The sequence below is a fragment of the Actinomadura parmotrematis genome, from assembly GCF_019458805.1.
GTDB classification, from domain to species: domain Bacteria; phylum Actinomycetota; class Actinomycetes; order Streptosporangiales; family Streptosporangiaceae; genus Spirillospora; species Spirillospora parmotrematis.
Genome location: NZ_JAIBOA010000002.1, coordinates 11,884 through 30,894, shown reverse-complemented (window position 1 = coordinate 30,894; position 19,011 = coordinate 11,884). Strand labels below are relative to the sequence as shown.

Here is a 19,011-nt window from a genome sequence, read left to right as displayed (position 1 = left end):
GCGGGAGTCAATCCCATCATCCTACGCGCCGGTAACCTCGCCGGTCACCAGGAACGGGCCGCCCGGCCCGGTTGATCAGCGGTAATCGTCCTCGTCGGGACGCACCTCGCGCCGCTGGTCGGCCACGTCGGCCGGGTCGGCGTCGAGCGGCGGCTCGCCCTGCCCCTCCGGGCCCGCGTCGCCGTCGATCTCGTCGCCCAGCGCCGCGCGCTGCTCGATGACGTCGGCCTCCGGCGCGTCGTAGGGCGCCTCCAGCGGCTGCCCGGTCCCGCTCGTCTCGCTCATTCCGGTTCCCCCTCCTCGGTCGGCGGGCGCCCCGCTAGAGGCGCGCCGCGAGTTCCCGCAGCGCCGCCTCGACCGCCTCCCCGTAGGTCGGGAAGGCGTGCACCACGTCGGTGAGCAGGCCGAGCGGGGTCTCCGCCCTGATCGCCAGGGCGAGCTCGCTCATCCACTCCTCGGCGTGGAGCCCGACGGCGGCGGCGCCCACCAGCACCCCGCGGGCGGGATCGGCGTACAGCTCCACCCGGCCCCGCTCGTCGGCCTCCACCGCGGCGCGGGCGGTCGCGGCGAGGTCGTACCCGGCCGCGACCGTTTCGATGCCGAGTTCCTCCGCCCGCGCCGGCGACACGCCGACCGCGTACACCGTCGGGGAGGTGTAGACGACGCGCGGGACGGCCCGGTGGTCGGCCTCGCGGGGCTTGCCGAGGACGTTGGAGACGACCACCCGCGCCTGGTAGCGGGCGGCGTGGGTGGTGCGGGCCACGCCGGTGACGTCGCCGCACGCCCACACGCGGTCGGCGACCTGGCAGGTGCCGTCGACCGGCAGCCCTGCGCCCGGCGCCGCCTGGACGCCGAGGGTCTCCACGCCGTAGCCCTCCACCCGGGGCCGGCGGCCCGCGGCGATGAGGATCCGGTCGGCGTCGAGGCGGCCGCCGTCCGACAGCCACACCCGCAGGCCCGTCTCGCCCCGCTCGACGCGGGCGGGCTCGGCGCCGAGCCGCAGGTCGACGCCCGCGCGGCGGAGCGCCTCGGCGAGCACCTCGCCGGCGAACGGCGCCTCGGCGGTGAGCAGCCGCCCGGACGCCTCCACGATCGTCACCTGCGAGCCGAACGCCGCGTACACCTGCGCCATCTCGCAGCCGACCGGGCCGCCGCCGAGGATCACCAGGCGGCGCGGCAGGTCGGGGACGGTGAGCGCCTCATCGCTCGTCCAGGTCGGCACGTCCGCGAGGCCGTCCACCGCCGGGACGGCCGGCTCGCTGCCGACCGCGATGACCAGGTCGCCGTAGGTGTACTCGGTGCCGTCCACGTCCAGCCGGCCCGGACCGCAGATGCGGCCCCAGCCGCGCAGCACGGTGACGCCGCTGTCGGCCGTGCGGGCGACGGCGCGGCCGTCGTCGAGGTGGCGGGTCACCTCGTCGCGGCGCGCGAGGGCGAGCTCCCAGTTCTCCCCGCGCCGCGCCGACAGCAGCAGCGACTTGGACGGGACGTCGGCGAAGTGCGGGGCCTCGCCGCCGACCAGGCGGTTCTCCACGAGCGCGACGTCGCGCCCGGAGCGGGCCAGCTCGACGGCCGCGAGCTCGCCCGCGGTCCCCCCGCCCAGCACCACGACGTCGTAGTGGTTCTGCGACAACTGTCATCCCTCCGCACCGGTGCCTGTCCCCGTGCCCCTCATGGTGGCGGAAATCGACGCCGGAGAGTGGCGGTTCGGACACATACGGCTGCGGCGGGATCGGCGGGATGTCCGGACGGGCCGGTTACGGCAGGCGCGCGCGGGCGCCGTCCAGGCCCTCCAGGAGGTCGCCGTGGCGGTCGATGCGGGCCAGCACCTCGGCGGGCCCGAACGCCAGGTCGGACGGGTCGCGGGCGGCCTCCAGCTCGTCCCAGGCGAGGGGCGCCGACACCGACGGGCGGGGCGCCGCCCGCAGCGAGTACGCCGCGACGGTCGTCTTGCCCGGGTTGTTCTGGCTCCAGTCCAGGAACACCTTGCCGCCGCGCAGGTCGCGCTCCATCCGGCTGAGGACGAGGTCGCCGTGCTCCTCGGCGAGGCGCTCGGCGGCCGCCTTCGCGTAGTCGGCGGTGCGGGCGGTCGGCTCGACCGGGACGTACAGGTGCAGGCCCTTCTTGCCGCTGGTCTTGGGGAAGGCGGTGAGGCCGTCGGCGGCGAGCAGCTCGCGCAGCAGCACCGCGACCCGGCGCGCCTCCATGACGGTGGCGGGCGGGCCGGGGTCGAGGTCGAACACCATCAGGTCGGGGTCGCGGACACCGCCGCGCGGCCCGACCGTCCACTGCGGGACGTGCAGCTCCAACGCGGCGAGGTTGGCGCACCACACCAGCGTCGCGGTGTCGCCGACGACGACGTAGTCGAGGCTCGCGCGGCCCCGGCTGCTGCCCGGCGTCGGCAGGTTCACCGTGCGGACCCACGCGGGGGTGTGCGGCGGCGCGTTCTTCTCGAAGAACGCCTTGCCGTCCACCCCGTCGGGGTAGCGCTTGCGGGTGGCGGGACGGTCGCGCAGGTGCGGCAGCATCGCGGGCGCCACCCGCCGGAAGTAGTCGACCACCTCGCCCTTGGCGAAGCCGGGGTAGAGCTCCTTGCCGAGGTTGGACAGCGCGACGTCGTGCCCGCCGATCTCGACCGACTCCTTGGCGGCCTTCCCGGCCGCGCTCATCGCTCATTCCTCACGGACGACCTCCAGCGGGTCCTCGCCGTCGCGCAGGCCGCGCCACGCGGGGTAGCGCAGCCTGCCGTCCGCCTCCCGGACGCTGTAGGCCACCTCCCCGACCAGGCGGGGTTCTACCCATCGGGCGCCGCGCCCGTCCTCGGGCGGCACCTGCTCGTCGAAGGGGCTGCCGGCGCGGGCGAGCGGCGCGAGGCGCCCGTGCAGGCCGTCGAGGACGGCGTCGGTGAAGCCGGTCTCGACGCAGCCGGAGACGCAGAGCCGGCCCTTGCCGTCGTACTCGCCGAGCAGCAGCGCGCCGACGCCGCCCTCGCGGCGCCCGCGGCCGGGCTTCCAGCCGCAGACGACGACGCGCCGCGCGTGCAGGCTGGTGATCTTGCGCCAGTGGTCGCTGCGCGCCCCGGGCAGGTAGGGGGAGTCCAGGCGCTTGGCGAGCAGCCCCTCCACCCGCTGCTCGCGGGTGAACTCCAGCAGCTCGGCGACCTGCGCGGTGTCGGCGGCGTCCAGGTAGGGCGGCACCTCGACGGGGCCGGTCGCGGCGAGGTCCAGCTCGTCCAGCAGGGCGCGGCGCCCGGCGTAGGGCTGCTCGAACAGCGGGCGCCCGTCCAGGAACAGCAGGTCGAACACCACGTACCGGACGGGGACCTCGCGCACCAGCCGCGCGTCCGGGACGGCGGCCTCCAGGCGGCGGCGGAGGCGGGCGAAGCTCGGGCGGCCGTCGGCGAACGCGACGACCATGCCGTCCAGGATCACGTCATGGTGGGGCAGCAGGTCGGCCAGCCCGGACAGCTCGGGGTAGCGGGCGGCGAGGTCGGCGGTGCCGCCGCCGGAGGCGCGCACCCCGTCCGCCGACACCGACGCCAGCACCCGCAGGCCGTCCCATTTGAGCTCCAGGCCCCAGCGCTCGCCGGCCGCCGGCAGGTCGCCGGAGGCGGCCGTCATCGGCTCGATCGGCCACGGCATGGTCATGGGAACGTCTTACCCCCGCCGGGCATCCCACAAAAAGGGATTCGCGACGCCATCCCCGGGCAAAGCCCCGCCCGTGGCGGAGGTGCCGCTAGAACGGGGTGAGGCCGGGCCGCTTGGCGGTGATCGCGTCGCCGGAGGAGTGGCCGCGCAGCCGCCGCCCGATCCAGGGGGCGAGGTAGCCGCGCGCCCAGCGGGCGTCGAACAGCAGGCGGGCGCCGCGGCTCAGCTCGGGCAGCGGGGCGAGGGCGGGCTCGCGCCAGTCGCCGGCGTCCGCGACGCCGAGCGCCTCCAGCAGGGCGAGCGCGACGCGGCGGTGCCCCTCGGGGTTCATGTGCAGGCGGTCCACCGACCAGCACCGCCAGTCGTGCAGCACGTCCATGGACCACTGGTCGACGACGTGCGCGCCGCGGCGGACCGCGATGGCGCGCAGCATCTCGTTGAACAGCGCGACCCGGCCGCGGGTGCGGCGGATGACCGCGGAGTTCACCGGGTCGATGCCGGTGAACAGCACCACGTCGGCGCCGGCGGCGCGCAGCTCGGCGACGCCGGCGTCCATCAGCGCGGCGAGCGCGTCGACGTCGGTGCCGGGGCGCAGCAGGTCGTTGCCGCCGCCGGAGACCGTCACCAGGTCGGGCTTCAGGGCGAGCGCCTCGGGGAGCTGCCGCTCCAGGATCTGGCCGAGCAGCTTGCCGCGGACGGCGAGGTTGGCGTAGGCGAAGCCGCCGGTCCGGGCGGCGAGCGCCTCGGCGGCGCGGTCGGCCCAGCCCCGCGGGGTGCCGTCGGGGTGGGCGTCCCCGATGCCCTCGGTGAAGGAGTCCCCGATCGCCACATAGCGCGTCCACGTCATGGAACGCATGCTATGTGAGCTGCCGCTATGCGAGTGGCGGGGGTGTGGGACCGCGGCGGCGCGGGCCCTCCGCACCGCACCGCCGCGGGGTTCGCGGCGCCGGACGTCAGCCGTCGCGGCGCACGGCGAGGACGCGGCCGAGCAGCGTCGCGGCGCGCGACGGCTCGTCGCAGGGGGCGATGCGCTCGCCCCACCCGTAGAAGAACGACCAGCCGGACGCCTCGCGGGCGGCGATGACGCTCTCGTTCAGGCCGGTGAGCTCGGGGTTGGCGACCAGCGCGGACGGGCGGCGGTCGCCGGGCGCGGAGATCTCCACGAGGAGGCCGCGCGAGCGCAGCTCGGCGGTGAGCCGCTCCAGGTGGTCGAGGGCGATCTCGGCATCGGACATGACCTGCGTGAGCATGGGTTTTCCTCGCTTGCGCCCGGCGGCGCGGAGAAGGACGGGGACTCGCGGCCGGGCTGGCGCGGCGACACTGCGCGGGCGCGCGACACGCACCGCCAGGCGGCCGTCGGCACGGCCCGGGAACGGTCCCATCCTGGCGGTGCGTGACCGGCTTCACAACCGGAACGCGCAAGAACGCGGCCGCGTTCGCGCGGACCTCACGTCCGGGCGGGCTGCCCGGCGGCCTCGGGGCGGGCGGCGGGCGCGCCCTCCTCGCGGATGCCGAACCGCCGGTACAGGCGGGCGAGCGGTCCGGGCGCCCACCAGTTGGCGCGGCCGAGCAGCCGCATCGTGGCGGGCACGAGCAGCGCCCGCACCACGGTGGCGTCCACCAGGATCGCGATGACCATGCCGACGCCGACCATCTTGATGAACGCGATGCCGGAGGTGGCGAACGCGCCGATCACCACGACGAACAGCAGCGCGGCGCTGGTGATGATCCGGCCGGTGCGCTGCAGGCCGCCCGCGACGGCGGCGGTGCTGTCGCCGGTCAGGTCGTACTGCTCGCGGACCCGCGACAGCAGGAACACCTCGTAGTCCATCGAGATGCCGAACAGCATGGCCAGCATGAGGATCGGCATGGCCGGGCCGATCGCGCCGGTCGCGGTGAAGGCGAGCGGCCCGGACAGGTGCCCGTCCTGGAAGATCAGCACGACCGCGCCGAACGCGGCCGTCAGCGACAGCGCGTTGACCAGCACCGCCTTGACCGGCAGCACCACCGACCCGAACGCCAGGAACAGCAGGACGAGCGTGGCGGCGCCGACCGACAGGGCCAGCCAGGGCAGCACCGCGCCGAGGCTGTGCAGCTGGTCGACCACGTCGGCGGTCCAGCCGCCGGTGAGGGCGGTCGCGCCGGGCGGGGGAGCGACGTCGCGGACCCTCCCGACGAGCGCGCGGGCCGCGCCGGAGTCGGGGTCGGCGGTGAAGGCGAGGTCCAGGCGGGTGGTGGTGCCGCGCTCGCCGGAGACCGCGACGCCGGTCACGCCGGGCACCGCGTCGAGGCGCGCCGCGTAGTCGCGGACGGCGGCGCGGTCGGCGCTGCCGGTGACGACGACGGTGATTGGCCGGGTGCCGTTGCCGGGGAAGCGGTCGCGCAGCGCGTCGGCGACGACCCGCGCGTCGGCGCCCTTCGGCAGCGCGGTCGCGTCCACGCCGCCCCAGTTGATGCGGAGGAAGGGCGCGCCGAGCGCGAGGAGCAGCGCGACGATCGCGACGGTGTAGACGAGCGGGCGCCGCATGACGCTGCGCGCCACCCGGTACCAGGCGCCCTGGGCGGCGGCGGCCTCGGCGCGGGGCGCGCGCCGCCGGCCGACGCGCAGGGCGTCCACGCGCGGGCCGAGGACGGCGAGCAGCGCGGGCAGCGCGGTGAGGGCGCCGAGCAGGCAGACGGCGACGGTGGCGACGCCGCCGTAGCCCATCGAGCGCAGGAACGTCTGGTCGAACAGCAGCAGCCCGGCGAGCGACACCGCGACGGTGACGCCCGAGACCGCGACCGTCCGCCCGGCGGTCGCCATGGTCGCGGCGAGCGCGTCCTCGGTGGTGGCGCCCGGGCGGCGGGACTCCTCGCGGAAGCGGCTCACCATGAACAGGCCGTAGTCGATGGCGAGGCCGAGCCCGAGGAAGGTGGTGATGTTCACCGCGAAGATCGACACGTCGGTGGCGCCGGACAGCAGCCGGAGCGCGGTGAAGGAGCCGAGGATGGCGAACCCGCCGACGAGCAGCGGCAGCGACGCGGCGACGAGCCCGCCGAAGATGACCACGAGCAGCACCAGCAGGACCGGCATGGCGAAGCCCTCGGCGCGGCCGATGTCGGCGCTCACCCGGTCGTTGATCTGGACGCCGGTGGCGACGTCGCCGCCGGTCCGCGCGGTGAGGCCGCCGCCGACGCGCCCGAGGCCGTCCTCGACGGCGTGGTAGTCGTCCTCGCGGGCGGCCTCGTCCGCGCCTTTCAGCTGGAGGACGGCGTAGGTGGCGGTGCGGTCGGAGCTCACCAGGCGCGGCGCGCCGGAGCTCCAGTAGGTGGTGGCGCGCGCGACGTGCCCGGCGGGCAGCACGCGGAGCGACGCCTCGACGGCGGCCCGGTAGGACGGGTCGTCCACGGTGCGGCCGGGGGCCGCCTGGTAGAGGACGACGACGTCGGCGCCGGAGCGGCCGAGGTCGCGGTCGGCGGTCGCGGCGGCGCGGGCGCTCTCGCTGCCCGGCGTGTCGAAGCCGCCGGCGGAGGTGAGGGCGCCGAACACGCCCGTCCCCCAGACGCCGGCGAAGACCAGTGCGGCGGTGGCGAGCAGCAGCGTCAGGCGGCGCCGCCGGTACACGAGCCGCCCCCAGCTCTCGAACATGGGAACTCCCCGAGGGTGAAGTGCCATCACGGACGTGAACGGTGTTAACTGCGAACGGCGTTAACCTTGCATACGCTGTTAGCTTCCGTCAATGGTGTTCTTGGGGAATCATGCGGGGGCGGCCGGAAGCGGCCGGAACGGCGGGCCGGCGAGCGGGCGGAGAGGGGACGGGCGGCGTGGGGGAGACCAGGCGGGACCGGATGCGCGCGGCGACCATCCGGGAGATCTCCGAGACCGCCCGCGCGCTGCTGGTCGAGCAGGGGCCCGGAGCGGTGACGCTCCGCGCCATCGCGCGCGAGATGGGGATGACCGCGCCCGCCCTCTACCGGTACTTCGGCAGCCACGAGGAGCTCCTGCGGCACGTCGTCGGCGACATCTTCAACGAGATCTCCGACGAGCTCGACGCCGGCATCCGGGCCGCTCCGGACGGCGACATGAGCACCAAGTTCCTCGCCGCCGCCCGCATCTTCCGGCGCTGGTCGCTCGGCCACCCGGGCGAGTTCGCGCTGCTGTTCGGCGCCCCGCTGCCCGGCTTCGGCGCCGAGGGCGCGCACGACTTCGCCGAGGAGTGCGCCCGCCGCTTCGGCTGGACGTTCATGGCGCTGTTCATCGAGCTGTGGCAGAAGCGGCGCTTCCCGGTGCCGGCCGACGACGAGATCGACCCCGGGCTGCGCGAGCAGCTGCGCGCCTACCGGGACGGCACCTACGGCGGCGTCCCGCTGCCGCTCGGCGTCGTCCAGCGGTTCCTGGAGTGCTGGACGCGCCTGCTCGGCGGCGTCAGCCTGGAGGCGTTCCGGCACCTGGACTTCGCGCTCGCCGACGCGGAGCCGATGTTCGAGCTGATGCTCGCCGACCAGGCGGACCTCCTCGGCCTGACCTACAGCCCTCCGGCCTGAGCGCGGGGGAGCGCGGCCGGGCTGGGGCATCCCCCAGCGCGGGGCGGCGAAGTCTGGATGTTCGGACCGGGACGAACGGGACGAACGGCCTCACCATGGCAGGCGCCACCCCGTCCCGAGGAGGACCCATGCGCCTTCCGTTCCCCCGCCTCGCCCGCCGCTCCCTCGCCGCCGCCGTGCCCGCCCTGCTCGGCGTCCTCGCGCTCGCCCCGGCCCCGGCGGCGTCCGCCGCCACCGCCGAGTACGTCGCGCTCGGCGACTCGATGGCCTCCGGCCCGCTCATCCCCGACGTCACCGGGCCGGTCGCGTGCGGCCGCTCCACCCACAACTACGCGCACGAGCTGACCGCCAAGATCGGCGCGGCGGTGTTCCGGGACGTCACCTGCAGCGGCGCCGACAGCGACGACATGTTCAACCCGCAGCAGACGAGCCTGCTCGGGCAGACGTCGGTGACCGTCCCGCCGCAGCTCGACGCGCTGGCGGCGACGACGACGCTCGTCACCCTCACCGTCGGCGGCAACGACGCCGGGCTGATCGGCGTCGCCGAGGACTGCGTCAAGCTCGACCCGACCGCGGCCACCTGCCGGTCCGAGCACACCTCGGGCGGCGTGGACCAGGTCGCGCAGCGGGTGGACGCGTTCGGGCCGCGGCTCGCGGCCGTCCTCGACGCGGTCCACCAGCGGGCGCCGCAGGCGCGGGTCGTCGTCACCGGGTACGGGCTCTACATCAAGGCGCACGGGTGCTGGCCGGTCGTGCCGGTGCTGCCGAGCGACGCCGACTGGCTGCAGGGCCTGGTGAACCGGCTCAACGCGGTGATCTCGGCGCAGGCCGCCGCGCACGGCGCCACCTACGTCGACCTCGTCGGCCCGAGCGCCGGGCACGACGCCTGCCAGAGCGCGGCCAAGAAGTGGATCGAGGGGTACGTGCCGGTGAACCTCGCCGCGCCGCTGCACCCCAACCGGAACGGCGAGGCCGCCTACGCCCAGGTCATCGCCGGGCGGCTGTAGGAACGGCGGAGGCCCCGGACGCGCTCGCGTCCGGGGCCTCCGCGCCGTCACCGGGTCAGTAGGACGGCTGGCTCGGGTCGATCTGGTTGACCCACGCCAGCACGCCGCCGCCGACGTGCACCGCGTCGCCGAAGCCCGCCTGCTTGACGACGGCGAGCGCCTCGGCCGAGCGGACGCCCGACTTGCAGTGCAGCACGATCTTCTTGTCCTGCGGCAGCCGCTCCAGCGCGGACCCGTTCAGGAACTCGCCCTTCGGGATGAGCGTCGCGCCGGGGATCGAGACGATCTCGTACTCGTTCGGCTCGCGCACGTCCACCAGGAAGATGTCGTCGCCGCGGTCCTGCATGGCCTTCAGCTCGTGCACCGAGATGGTGGAGTCCTTCGCGGCCTCGGCGGCCTCCTCCGACACCGCGCCGCAGAAGGCGTCGTAGTCCTCCAGCAGCTCGGTCTGCGTCGGGTTCTTGCCGCAGAGCGGGCACTCGGGGTCCTTGCGGACCTTGACGTTGCGGTAGCTCATCTCCAGGGCGTCGTAGACCGTCAGCCGGCCGACCAGCGGCTCGCCGATCCCGGTGATCAGCTTGATCGCCTCGTTCACCTGGATGGAGCCGATCGACGCGCAGAGCACGCCGAGCACGCCGCCCTCGGCGCAGGAGGGCACCATGCCGGGGGGCGGGGGCTCGGGGTAGAGGCAGCGGTAGCAGGGGCCGTGCTCGGCCCAGAACACGCTGGCCTGCCCGTCGAAGCGGTAGATCGAGCCCCACACGTACGGCTTGCCGAGCAGCACCGCGGCGTCGTTCACCATGTAGCGGGTGGCGAAGTTGTCGGTGCCGTCCACGATGAGGTCGTACCGGGCGAAGATCTCCAGCACGTTGTCGCGGTCGAGCGCGACGTTGTGCACCACCACGTCGATCAGCGGGTTGATCTCGCGGACGGTGGCGGCGGCCGACTCGGCCTTCGGCAGGCCGAGGGTGGACTGGCGGTGGATGATCTGGCGCTGCAGGTTGGACTCGTCGACGACGTCGAAGTCGATGACGCCGAGCGTGCCGACGCCCGCGGCGGCCAGGTACATGAGCGCGGGGGAGCCGAGGCCGCCCGCGCCCACGCAGAGCACCCGGGCGTTCTTCAGGCGCTTCTGCCCGGCCATCCCGACGTCGGGGATGATCAGGTGGCGCGAGTAGCGGTTGACCTCGTCGCGGGTGAGCTCCGCTGCGGGCTCGACCAGAGGTGGCAACGACACGGTGACTGCTCCAGAGGTTGGTGCGCGGGCCAGACGGGTTCGCGGGGGCGGGACTCCGTCGTCCTGTCCACAGCACAACCCTGCCATGTCCGGGCGCATTCCCGCACACCCGCTCCCCTCCGATCCCCACGTCAGGGCACGTTCGCGCATGAACCGGCGAAAGGGGGGCATCGCTGCGACCGCAGACGGGACAGCGCGAAGGAGTGAGGGGCCATGGGGATGCGGGACAGGTTCTCCCGGGCGAGGGCGGAGCGCAAGGCGGCGGCGCGCGAGCGGCGCCGGACCCCGAGCCTCCGCGAGATGCGGGCGCGGCTGCGCACCGAGAAGGCCGAGGCGAAGCTGCTGGACACCGAGGTGGAGATCCACCGCGAGGCCGAGCGCATCCGGCGCGACATGGGTGCGAACGCCTAGCCGACATATATCACTTCAAAGCGGGCAAATGGCTCGCTGTACGGCAACCGGACGAGAGGACGAGGGACCATGGGTTTCCTGGACAAGCTGAAGAACAAGACGCAGAAGGCCAAGGGCGCCGCCAAGGAGGACGCCGGCCGCCGCGCCGACGACCCGTACCTGGAGGCCGAGGGCCGCAAGGACCGCACCGCCGGCGGCGCCAAGCAGGTCGGCGAGCAGGTGAAGGACGCCGCCAAGGAGGCGAAGGACACCTTCAAGCGGTGACGGGGGACGCCACGGACCCCGATGGAAAGGCCCCTCCGGGGGCCTTTTCGCTGTTCTGCCGCAAGAGTCAGGGCGGATCGTGACAAAGCACAGCTAATCTTGGCGGTTGTGGCGTCCTGGCCCCCCTATCCCCAGCCCCCCGTCCCTCCGCCGCCCCCGCCGGTCCCCTACCCGGACCGGCCGTGGCGGCCCACCGTGCTCGGCCTGCGCAGCCGCCAGTGGATGGTGGTCGCCGTCGCGCTCGGCCTCTGCTACACGGTGCTGGCCGGCGGCGCGTTCGCCGCGGCGTGGGCCACCCTGCACCGCGCCCCGACGGACGCCGAGCTGCGGCTCGCCGCGAGCGCCGAGGTCGCGCGCCGCTGGCGGACCTGGCCCGCCGGCCGCATCTTCCCCCAGCAGGTCGCCTACACCTTCGGCGACGACCGCACCGAGCGCGCCACCCGGCTCGGCGTGCTGCCCGACACCTCCTGCGACGGGGCCGCCGACGAGGCGATCGCCGCGGCGCTGCGCAAGCAGGACTGCCGCGGGGCGCTCCGCGCCACCTACACCGACGGCCTGCAGGGCGTCGTCGTCACCGTCGGGGTGATCGCCTTCCCGGACGCCTGGAAGGCCGACGCCGCGCTGCGGGCGATGCCGCCGAACAGCGACCCCGACGAGCCGCGCCCCGCCGACCCGGCGCTGCACGCCGTCGCGTTCGCCGGCACCGCGTCCGCGCGGTTCACCGACGCCGCCCGCCAGCACCGCACCGCGCTCCGCTACGGCCCCTACCTGGTGCTGACCGCCGCCGGGCAGAGCGACGGCCGGCCCGCCGCCGCCATCACCAAGGCGCGGCCCGGCGACGCGTTCGGCCCCGCCCGGCAGCTCGCCGAGCGGATCGCGCTGCCGCTCGGCGCCCGCCCGACCCCCGACTGCGCGGAGAAGAAGGAGTGGCGATGCTGAGGCGGGCCGCCGCCGGGACGGCCGCCGCGCTCGCCGCCGTCCTCACCACCGGCGCGGTCGCCGCGCCCGCCCGCGCCGACGCCGTCCGCGACCGCCAGCAGCCGATCCTGGAGGTCCTGCAGGCCGCGCAGGCGTGGAAGCTCACCCGCGGCAAGGGCGTCACCGTCGCCGTCGTGGACTCCGGCGTCGCCGCCGGCCAGGCCGACCTCGCCGGCAAGGTCACCACCGGCCCGAACATGCTGGCCGCGGTCGACGCCGGCGCGCACGTCGTCCGCGAGCACGGCACCGGCATGGCGACGATCATCGCCGGGCGCGGGCACGGCGCCGGCCGCCGCGCGGGCGTCATCGGCCTCGCGCCCGAGTCCCGCATCCTCGGCATCCGCGCGATCGCCGAGCCCGAGGACGGCTCCTACCCCCGCTACCGCACCTCCGAGAAGGCCGAGGGCGCGGTCGGGCGCGGCATCCGCTACGCCGCCGACCACGGCGCCGACGTCATCAACCTCTCGCTCGGCAACTACGAGGGCTCCGACGCCGAGCGCGAGGCCATCGGGTACGCGGTCGGCAAGGGCGTGGTGGTGGTGTCGGCCGTCGGCAACGACGGCGACGAGCAGGGCAAGCTCGACGGCGACGGCTTCGCGCCCTACTCCTACCCGGCGTCCTTCCCCGGCGTCATCGCCGTCGCCGCCACCGACGACGCGCACGGCCGCGCGAAGTTCTCCAACCGCAACTACGCGGCGGTCCTGTCGGCGCCCGGCACCGACATCCCGATCGGCGGCCCCGACGGCAAGTACTACCTGAGCGCCGGCACCAGCGACGCGAGCGCCGTCGTGTCGGGCGTCGCCGCGCTCATCCGGTCCCGGCACCCGAAGATGGCGCCCGCGCTCGTCGCGCAGGCCCTCATCGGCGGCAGCCGCAACAACGACGGCGCCTACGACGTCGACACCGGCTTCGGCGAGGTCAGCGCCTACCGGGCGCTCGCCGCCGCCGACCGGCTGGCCGCCGTCCGCGCGCCCGCCGCCAAGAAGGACGACGAGCGGTTCGGCCCGGCGCGCCCGGGGCCCGTCGAGGTCGTGCAGCGCCCCGCCTGGGTGCGGCCGCTGCTCGCCCTCGTCGTCGGCGGCGCCGTCGCCGGGGCGGGCGGCGCCCTCCTCATCGCCCGCCTCCTGGCCCGCCGCAACCCCCGCCGCCCCGCCGCGTGACGCCCGACCGCGCGACGGCGCGGCGGTCGGCTACGCTCCGCAGCGTGTCGCGCGCCGAGGTCCCCACCCCCGAACTCGCCGAGGCCGGCCCCGGCCCGGCGGGGCGCGGCCGGTCCGCCGTCGCGCTCGTCACGGCCGCCGGCTGCGCCGCCGTGCTCGCCGTCGCGGGCGTCCGCCTCGGCGGCGAGCTGACCCGCGGCCCGTCGGCCGCCGAGCTCGCCGCCGCCGCCCGCACCGAGGTCGCGCAGCGCTACCGGGTCTGGTCGGCGGGGCGGATCTTCCCCGCGCGGCTCGCCTACACCCTGGACATGGGGTCGGCCGAGACCGCCCGCCGCGTCGGCATCGACCCCGGCACCGCCTGCGCGGACGGGGTGGACGCCGCCCTCGCCCCGGGCCTGGACGGCGGCGGTTGCCGCGCGCTGCTCCGCGCCACCTACCTCGACCAGGCGCAGGGCCTCGCCGTCACCGTCGGCGTCGCGGCGTTCCCCGACGCGGGCCGCGCCGCCGCCGCGGCCCGCCGGTTCCCCGCCGCCGCGCCGCGGCCGGGCCTCCGCGCGCTCGGCTTCCCCGCCTCGGTCGCGGCCCGCTTCGGCGACGCCGCCCGGCAGGCGGCCGCGGTCCGGCAGAGCGGCCCCTACGTCGTCGCCGCGACCGTCGGGTACGCCGACGGGCGGCCCGCCGTGGCCGGGCGGAAGCAGGACGACGTCGCCTCGCTCGGGCCGCAGCTCGCGGGCGCCGTCCTCCGGCCGCTCGCCGCGGTGCCCCGCGTCGTCTGCGCCGACCCGGAGTGGTCGTGCTGAGGCGCGCCGCCGCGCTCGCCGCCGCCGTCGCGCTCGCGCTGCCCGCGCCGCTCGCCGCGCCCGCCGCGCCCGCCCGCGCCGACCAGGTGCACGACACGATGGCGGGCGTCCTCGACGCGCTGAACGTGCCGCAGGCGTGGGCCTACAGCCGGGGCCGCGGCGTCACCGTCGCCGTCCTGGACTCGGGCGTGGACGGCGCCCAGGCCGACCTCACCGGGTCCGTCACCACCGGCCCCGACTACACCGCGGGCGCGAACCCGCCCGGCGTCGTGCCGAAGCGGCTGCACGGCACCAACATGGCCTCGATCATCGCCGGGCACGGGCACGGCCCCGGCGGCGGCGACGGGATCACCGGCGTCGCGCCCGAGGCGCGGCTGCTGTCGCTGCGGGTGATCCTGGAGGGCGACGAGCCGGGCTTCGCGTCCTTCAGCGGCGACGAGCGCTACGAGGGCACCATCGCGCAGGGCATCCGGTACGCCGTCGACCACGGCGCCGACGTCGTCAACCTGTCGCTCGGCCGCTCCTACCCGACCCGCGCCGAGCGCGAGGCGACCGCCTACGCCGTCGAGCGCGGCGCCGTCGTCGTCGCGGCGGCGGGCAACGGCGGCGCCGAGCGGTCGGCCAAGCGCGGCGGGCACGCCGAGTTCACCTACCCGGCGTCCTTCCCCGGCGTCGTGTCGGTCGCCGCCGTGGACGCCGCGGGCCGCCACGCCGGGTTCTCCAACCGCAACTCGGCGGTGGTGGTGTCGGCGCCCGGCGTGCAGATCATCGGGGCGGGGCCGGGGGACCGGTACTGGGTCGGCGACGGCACCAGCCCCGCGACCGCGTTCGTGTCGGGCGTCGCCGCGCTGATCCGCGCCCGGCACCCGAAGATGGCGCCCGCCCTCGTCGCGCAGGCCCTCGTCGCGGGCCCGCAGCACCGCCCGGCCGCCGGCTACGACCGCGGCGTCGGGTTCGGGCGGGTGGACGCGCTGACCGCGCTGCAGGAGTCGGACCGCATCGCGGGCGCCCGGCTGGAGGGGCTCGGCAAGGCCGCGACGGAGAGCTTCGGCGACTCCGACGGGCGGGCCGTGCAGGTGGTGCACCACGCGGGCGGGCCGCTGCTCGCCTACAGCGTCGCGGCGCTGCTCGGCCTCGCTGGCCTCGTCGCGTCCTGCCTTTACCTGGCGCGTCGCCGTGGCTGACCCGCGACCTTACTGATGATCGTTTCGTTATTGAACTGCTGTTCGATAACGCTCTGTGCCCCAACCCCCCGAGACTCCCCCCGAGGCGCCGCCGACGGCGCCCGGCGCGGCGCGCCCGGCCCGGCGCCGCCGCCCCGTCCTGCTGATCGCCCTGCCGGCGGTCCTCGGCGTCGCCGCCCTCGCCGGCGGCGCCACCCTCGCCGTCCTGGACCTCACCCGCAAGCCCACCGCCGCCGAGATCGAGAAGGCCGGCGCGACCGAGCTCGCGGCCCGCTGGAAGCGCCTCCCGGCCGGCCGGATCTTCCCGATGGCCGGCGGCGACGGATCCAGCGAGGGCGTGGGCACCCCGGCGACGCCCTACCGGAGGCTCGGCATCGCCGTCCCGGTACCGTGCGCGGACGGCCTGGACAGGGAGATCGCCGCGGTCCTCGCCAGGTACGGCTGCCGGACGGTGCTGCGCGCCACCTACAGCGGCGGCGCCGGCACGCTCGCCGGCACCCTCGGCGTCGCGGTCCTGCCCGGCACCGACCAGGCGACCAACGCGATCTCCGCGCTCGGCGACGCGGGCACCCGGCACGGCGTGCGCGCCCTGCAAGTGGGCGGCACGACCGCCCAGTCCTTCGACGACAAGGCGCGGCGGCTGTTCGCCGTGGACGGCAACCGCACGCCCTACGTGTTCTTCCGGACGGCGGGCTGGACCGACGGGCGCGGCGGCATCGCCAAGGACGACCTCGACGAGGACTTCGCGTTCTCCAAGGCCGCCCTCTACGACCTGATGGAGAAGCTGCGCGAGAGCAACGACCCGTGCAAGGTGGAGGGCGTCCGATGCTGAGATCCAGGATCGCGGCGCTGCTCGGCGCCGCCGCCGTCGCCACCGGGACGCTCGTGGTGCCGGCCCGGCCGGCCTCCGCGGACGCCGGCTGGGCCGTCCGGGCGATCGCCGATATGGCCCTGGCCCGCCGCGTCACCAAGGGCGAGGGCGTGAAGATCGCGCTCGTCGGCGAGGGCGTGGACCCGAAGGTGCGGGCGTTGCGCGGCTCGCTGGAACCCCAGCACGACCTGGTGGGCACCCCGCGCCCCACGCGCCGGTACGACACCGTGATCGCCTCCCTGCTGGTCGGCGACAGCGGCCCCGCGAACGCGCCGGGCTTCGTCAGCGGGGCGCGGCTGCTGCCCGTCCGGGCCTATCCCAACGGCAAGGACCCCGGCGCGACGCACTGGAACCACCAGGCCTACGGCGCGAAGGCCCTCGCCGACGGCATCACGTGGGCCGCCGACCACGACGCCGGCGTGATCGCCGTCGACGTCTCCACCTTCGACGACAACGGCGCGGTCTCCCAGGCCGTCGCCTACGCGCTCGACAAGAACGCGGTCGTGGTGACGGCGACGGGCATGGACAGGGAGGTCTACGACCTCCAGCCGGCGGCGGCGCCCGGCGTCATCGCCGTGGCCTCGGTGAAGGCCGGCGGCGAGCGCGACGGGAAGTTCACGCGGCCGAGCAGCCAGATCGCGCTGGCCGCCCCGGCGAGCAAGACGATCGGCGCCGGGGTGGGCGGCCCGTGGGAGGTGTGGGGGCCCGGCGTCTCCCTCGCCTGGGTGACGGCCGCCGCCACGATGGTCAGGTCGAAGTACCCGAAGCTGACGCCGCAGCAGGTCGCGATGGCGCTCACCACGTCGGCGCGGCACCCCAAGGGCGCGGGCCACTACGACACCGACCTCGGGTTCGGGTACGTCAACGCCAAGGGCGCGCTCGACAAGGCCAAGGCGATCTCCCAGCAGCTGGCGGCCGAGCCCGCGGAGGAGTTCGCGGCGACGTCGCGGTTCGGCGGGGGCGGCAAGCCGGGCGACGTCCGCGCGGCGAAACCGCGGCTGCCCGTCATGGGCGCAGCGGCGGGCCTGGCGCTGCTCGGCCTCGCCCTGCTCGGCGCCGCCCTGTTGCTCGCCGTCCGCAAGCGCAAACCCCTGGAGCCGGAACCGGAGGCGCCCGCGGAATCGGCCGAGAAGGAGAGCGAGGCACCGCCCGTGGTGGGCTGAGCGGCTCGCGCCGCGCGCGCGGCGTCCGGCAGAATCGGCGGGTGCAGCCGGAACCTGACGAGTACGCCGAGGTCGTCCTCGACACCGTCGAGCGCATCCCGCCCGGCCGGGTGCTCGCCTACGGCGACATCGCCGAGCTGGTCGGCCGGGGCGGGCCGCGCCAGGTCGGGCGGGTCATGGCGCTCTACGGCGGCGGCGTGCCGTGGTGGCGGGTGGTGAGGGCCGACGGCGGCCCGGCGTCCGGGCACGAGGTGCGGGCCCTGGAGGAGTACCGCGCGGAGGGCACCCCGCTCCGCCCCGACGGGCGCCGCGTCGACATGACGCGCGCCCGCTGGATCCCCGACGGCCCCGAGGCGGGCGGCTGGGTCCTCGACGAACCCGCCCTCTGACCCGCGCCGCGGTCAGAGGGAGACGAAGGTCAGGCCGCGGCGTTTCAGGGCCGGCAGGGCGCGGGAGAGGGCCGCGATGGTCTGCGCGCGGTCGCCGCCGCCGTCGTGGCAGAGGACGATGTCGCCGGGCCCCGCCTTCAGCAGCGCGCGCTCGATGTGCCGCGCGCCGGGGGTCGCCCAGTCGCGCGGGTCCACGTCCCAGTCGATCGGGATCATGCCCTGCTCGGCGCACTGGTCGTAGGTGTAGGCGTTCCAGTCGCCGCCGGGGGAGCGGAAGAAGCGCGGCGCGTACCCGGCGGCGTCCTCGATCCGCACCCGCGCCTCGGCCATCTCGGCGCGGATGCGGGCGTGCGGCAGCGCCGCGAACGGGCTGGGGTGGTGCATGGTGTGGTTGGCGACCTGGTGCCCGGCGGCGGCGATCCGCTCCACCAGCTTGGGGAAGCGCTTCACCTCGGCGCCGATGACCGAGAACGTCGCCGGGACGCCGTGCCGGGCCAGCAGGTCCAGCATCCGCGGCGTCCACTCGGGGTGCGGGCCGTCGTCGATGGTGAGCGCGATCGCGTTCGGCGGCGGCGCGGGCAGCACCTGCCGCAGGTCGAAGACGGGACGGTGCGCGGCGGTGAGCGGCGCCCGCGTCCAGCTCGGCGGAGGCGCCTGCCGCGGCGGCGGCGACGGCGCCGCCACGCTCATCCGGCGGCGCGCCGCCGACCGGCGGGCGGTCTCCTCGCCCCCGCAGGCCGCGCCCGCCGCCAGCAGGGACGCGCCGGTGACTCCCGCCGTCCCCGCGACGGCGAGGAACCGCCTCCGGCTCAGCGCGCCGCCGTCCTCGCCCATGCGTTCCGCCCCCGTCCGTCACACGTCCGTCGCGTACCGTCATCCCGCTCTTCCCTCCGATCCCGGGAGTCACGCGCGGGTTCGGCGCGGGACGGCCGGTGTGGGCCATGTCACCGGCGGCGCCTCCAAGACCGCGTTTCCTGCACGTAACACTTCGTGCATACAGCCCGAACATGCGTTTCCTAGGCTCGCCCGCGTGAAGACGCTCGATCTGCTCGACGACCTCGACCTCCGCCTCCGTCCCCTCGCCTGCGCGGAGCGGCTGGACCGCCCGATCCGGCAGGTGTTCGTGACCGACCTGCCCGACCCGTCCCGCTATCTGGACGGCGGGGAGCTCGTGCTCACCGGCCTCATGTGGCGGCGCGGCCCCTACGACTCGGCGCCGTTCGTGGCGGCCCTCGCCGCCGAGCGGATCAGCGCGCTCGCCGCCGGCGAGGCCGCCCAGCCCGTCCCCGCCGACCTCGTCGAGGCGTGCGAGCGCTACGGGGTGCCGCTCGTCGCGGTGCCCGCCGAGACGCCGCTGTCGCGGCTGATGGCGATCG

20 protein-coding genes and 1 pseudogene are annotated in these 19,011 nt (G+C 75.8%); 12 read left to right on the top strand and 9 right to left on the bottom strand.

Annotated elements, in window-relative coordinates; genetic code table 11:
- Positions 1–75 precede the first annotated feature (75 nt).
- The 7 genes from K1Y72_RS02900 to K1Y72_RS02870 form a co-directional block, all read right to left on the bottom strand.
- On the bottom strand, positions 76–285 hold the full coding sequence (locus K1Y72_RS02900) for an Rv3202a family protein (protein WP_220162974.1): 210 nt from the start codon (positions 283–285) through the stop codon (positions 76–78).
- A gap of 34 nt (positions 286–319) precedes the next feature.
- Entirely contained in the window at positions 320–1,633 is a 1,314-nt protein-coding gene (locus K1Y72_RS02895; protein WP_258571864.1) for a dihydrolipoyl dehydrogenase family protein, read from the bottom strand.
- A 124-nt stretch (positions 1,634–1,757) separates the two neighbouring features.
- On the bottom strand, positions 1,758–2,669 hold the full coding sequence (ligD, locus tag K1Y72_RS02890) for a non-homologous end-joining DNA ligase (protein ID WP_220162972.1): 912 nt from the start codon (positions 2,667–2,669) through the stop codon (positions 1,758–1,760).
- 3 nt (positions 2,670–2,672) lie between these two features.
- A complete protein-coding gene (locus tag K1Y72_RS02885; RefSeq protein ID WP_220162970.1) occupies positions 2,673–3,647 on the bottom strand; it encodes an ATP-dependent DNA ligase in 975 nt (324 codons plus the stop codon).
- Positions 3,648–3,735: 88 nt separating this feature from the next.
- Positions 3,736–4,494: an SGNH/GDSL hydrolase family protein gene (locus K1Y72_RS02880; protein WP_258571863.1), complete on the bottom strand. Its 759-nt coding sequence runs from the start codon at positions 4,492–4,494 to the stop codon at positions 3,736–3,738.
- 106 nt (positions 4,495–4,600) lie between these two features.
- Positions 4,601–4,897: a hypothetical protein gene (locus K1Y72_RS02875; protein WP_220162966.1), complete on the bottom strand. Its 297-nt coding sequence runs from the start codon at positions 4,895–4,897 to the stop codon at positions 4,601–4,603.
- Positions 4,898–5,094: 197 nt separating this feature from the next.
- The gene (locus tag K1Y72_RS02870) at positions 5,095–7,275 is read right to left on the bottom strand and encodes an MMPL family transporter (protein WP_220162964.1); all 2,181 of its coding nucleotides are present in this window, start codon (positions 7,273–7,275) and stop codon (positions 5,095–5,097) included.
- Between the two features lie 176 nt (positions 7,276–7,451).
- On the opposite strand from K1Y72_RS02870, the gene K1Y72_RS02865 reads away from it, so the two are divergent.
- Entirely contained in the window at positions 7,452–8,171 is a 720-nt protein-coding gene (locus K1Y72_RS02865; RefSeq protein ID WP_308286852.1) for a TetR/AcrR family transcriptional regulator, read from the top strand.
- A gap of 128 nt (positions 8,172–8,299) precedes the next feature.
- The gene (locus tag K1Y72_RS02860; RefSeq protein ID WP_220162960.1) at positions 8,300–9,178 is read left to right on the top strand and encodes an SGNH/GDSL hydrolase family protein; all 879 of its coding nucleotides are present in this window, start codon (positions 8,300–8,302) and stop codon (positions 9,176–9,178) included.
- A gap of 55 nt (positions 9,179–9,233) precedes the next feature.
- Here the strand turns inward: K1Y72_RS02860 and moeZ are convergent, their stop codons facing one another.
- On the bottom strand, positions 9,234–10,415 hold the full coding sequence (moeZ, locus tag K1Y72_RS02855) for an adenylyltransferase/sulfurtransferase MoeZ (protein ID WP_220162958.1): 1,182 nt from the start codon (positions 10,413–10,415) through the stop codon (positions 9,234–9,236).
- Between the two features lie 213 nt (positions 10,416–10,628).
- Here moeZ and K1Y72_RS02850 point away from each other — a divergent pair, with 213 nt between their 5' ends.
- The 9 genes from K1Y72_RS02850 to K1Y72_RS02810 all read left to right on the top strand — a co-directional run bounded on the left by K1Y72_RS02850 (position 10,629) and on the right by K1Y72_RS02810 (position 17,635).
- Complete coding sequence (locus tag K1Y72_RS02850; protein WP_258571862.1) at positions 10,629–10,826, top strand: hypothetical protein; 198 nt, start codon at positions 10,629–10,631, stop codon at positions 10,824–10,826.
- Positions 10,827–10,895: 69 nt separating this feature from the next.
- Complete coding sequence (locus K1Y72_RS02845) at positions 10,896–11,090, top strand: CsbD family protein (RefSeq protein WP_220162956.1); 195 nt, start codon at positions 10,896–10,898, stop codon at positions 11,088–11,090.
- Between the two features lie 108 nt (positions 11,091–11,198).
- The gene (locus K1Y72_RS02840) at positions 11,199–12,029 is read left to right on the top strand and encodes a hypothetical protein (RefSeq protein ID WP_220162954.1); all 831 of its coding nucleotides are present in this window, start codon (positions 11,199–11,201) and stop codon (positions 12,027–12,029) included.
- Positions 12,023–13,228 carry a S8 family serine peptidase gene (locus K1Y72_RS02835; protein ID WP_220162952.1) on the top strand — a complete coding sequence of 402 codons (1,206 nt, stop codon included), beginning with the start codon at positions 12,023–12,025 and terminating at the stop codon, positions 13,226–13,228. The genes K1Y72_RS02840 and K1Y72_RS02835 overlap by 7 nt, the downstream gene beginning before the upstream one ends.
- A 44-nt stretch (positions 13,229–13,272) precedes the next feature.
- Complete coding sequence (locus tag K1Y72_RS02830) at positions 13,273–14,028, top strand: hypothetical protein (RefSeq protein ID WP_220162950.1); 756 nt, start codon at positions 13,273–13,275, stop codon at positions 14,026–14,028.
- Positions 14,022–15,212: a S8 family serine peptidase gene (locus K1Y72_RS02825; protein ID WP_220162948.1), complete on the top strand. Its 1,191-nt coding sequence runs from the start codon at positions 14,022–14,024 to the stop codon at positions 15,210–15,212. The genes K1Y72_RS02830 and K1Y72_RS02825 overlap by 7 nt, the downstream gene beginning before the upstream one ends.
- Positions 15,213–15,267: 55 nt before the next feature.
- Positions 15,268–16,044: a hypothetical protein gene (locus tag K1Y72_RS02820; protein ID WP_220162947.1), complete on the top strand. Its 777-nt coding sequence runs from the start codon at positions 15,268–15,270 to the stop codon at positions 16,042–16,044.
- Positions 16,038–17,246 carry a S8 family serine peptidase gene (locus K1Y72_RS02815; RefSeq protein ID WP_220162945.1) on the top strand — a complete coding sequence of 403 codons (1,209 nt, stop codon included), beginning with the start codon at positions 16,038–16,040 and terminating at the stop codon, positions 17,244–17,246. The genes K1Y72_RS02820 and K1Y72_RS02815 overlap by 7 nt, the downstream gene beginning before the upstream one ends.
- Positions 17,247–17,287: 41 nt before the next feature.
- Positions 17,288–17,635, top strand: a complete 348-nt coding sequence (locus tag K1Y72_RS02810) for an MGMT family protein (RefSeq protein WP_220162943.1) — start codon at positions 17,288–17,290, stop codon at positions 17,633–17,635.
- 12 nt (positions 17,636–17,647) lie between these two features.
- Here the strand turns inward: K1Y72_RS02810 and K1Y72_RS02805 are convergent, their stop codons facing one another.
- Positions 17,648–18,469 carry a polysaccharide deacetylase family protein gene (locus K1Y72_RS02805; RefSeq protein WP_220162941.1) on the bottom strand — a complete coding sequence of 274 codons (822 nt, stop codon included), beginning with the start codon at positions 18,467–18,469 and terminating at the stop codon, positions 17,648–17,650.
- On the opposite strand from K1Y72_RS02805, the pseudogene K1Y72_RS37705 reads away from it, so the two are divergent.
- Positions 18,468–19,010: pseudogene (locus K1Y72_RS37705) on the top strand (PucR family transcriptional regulator ligand-binding domain-containing protein); the annotation flags it as partial. The gene K1Y72_RS02805 and the pseudogene K1Y72_RS37705 overlap by 2 nt on opposite strands.
- Position 19,011 lies beyond the last annotated feature (1 nt).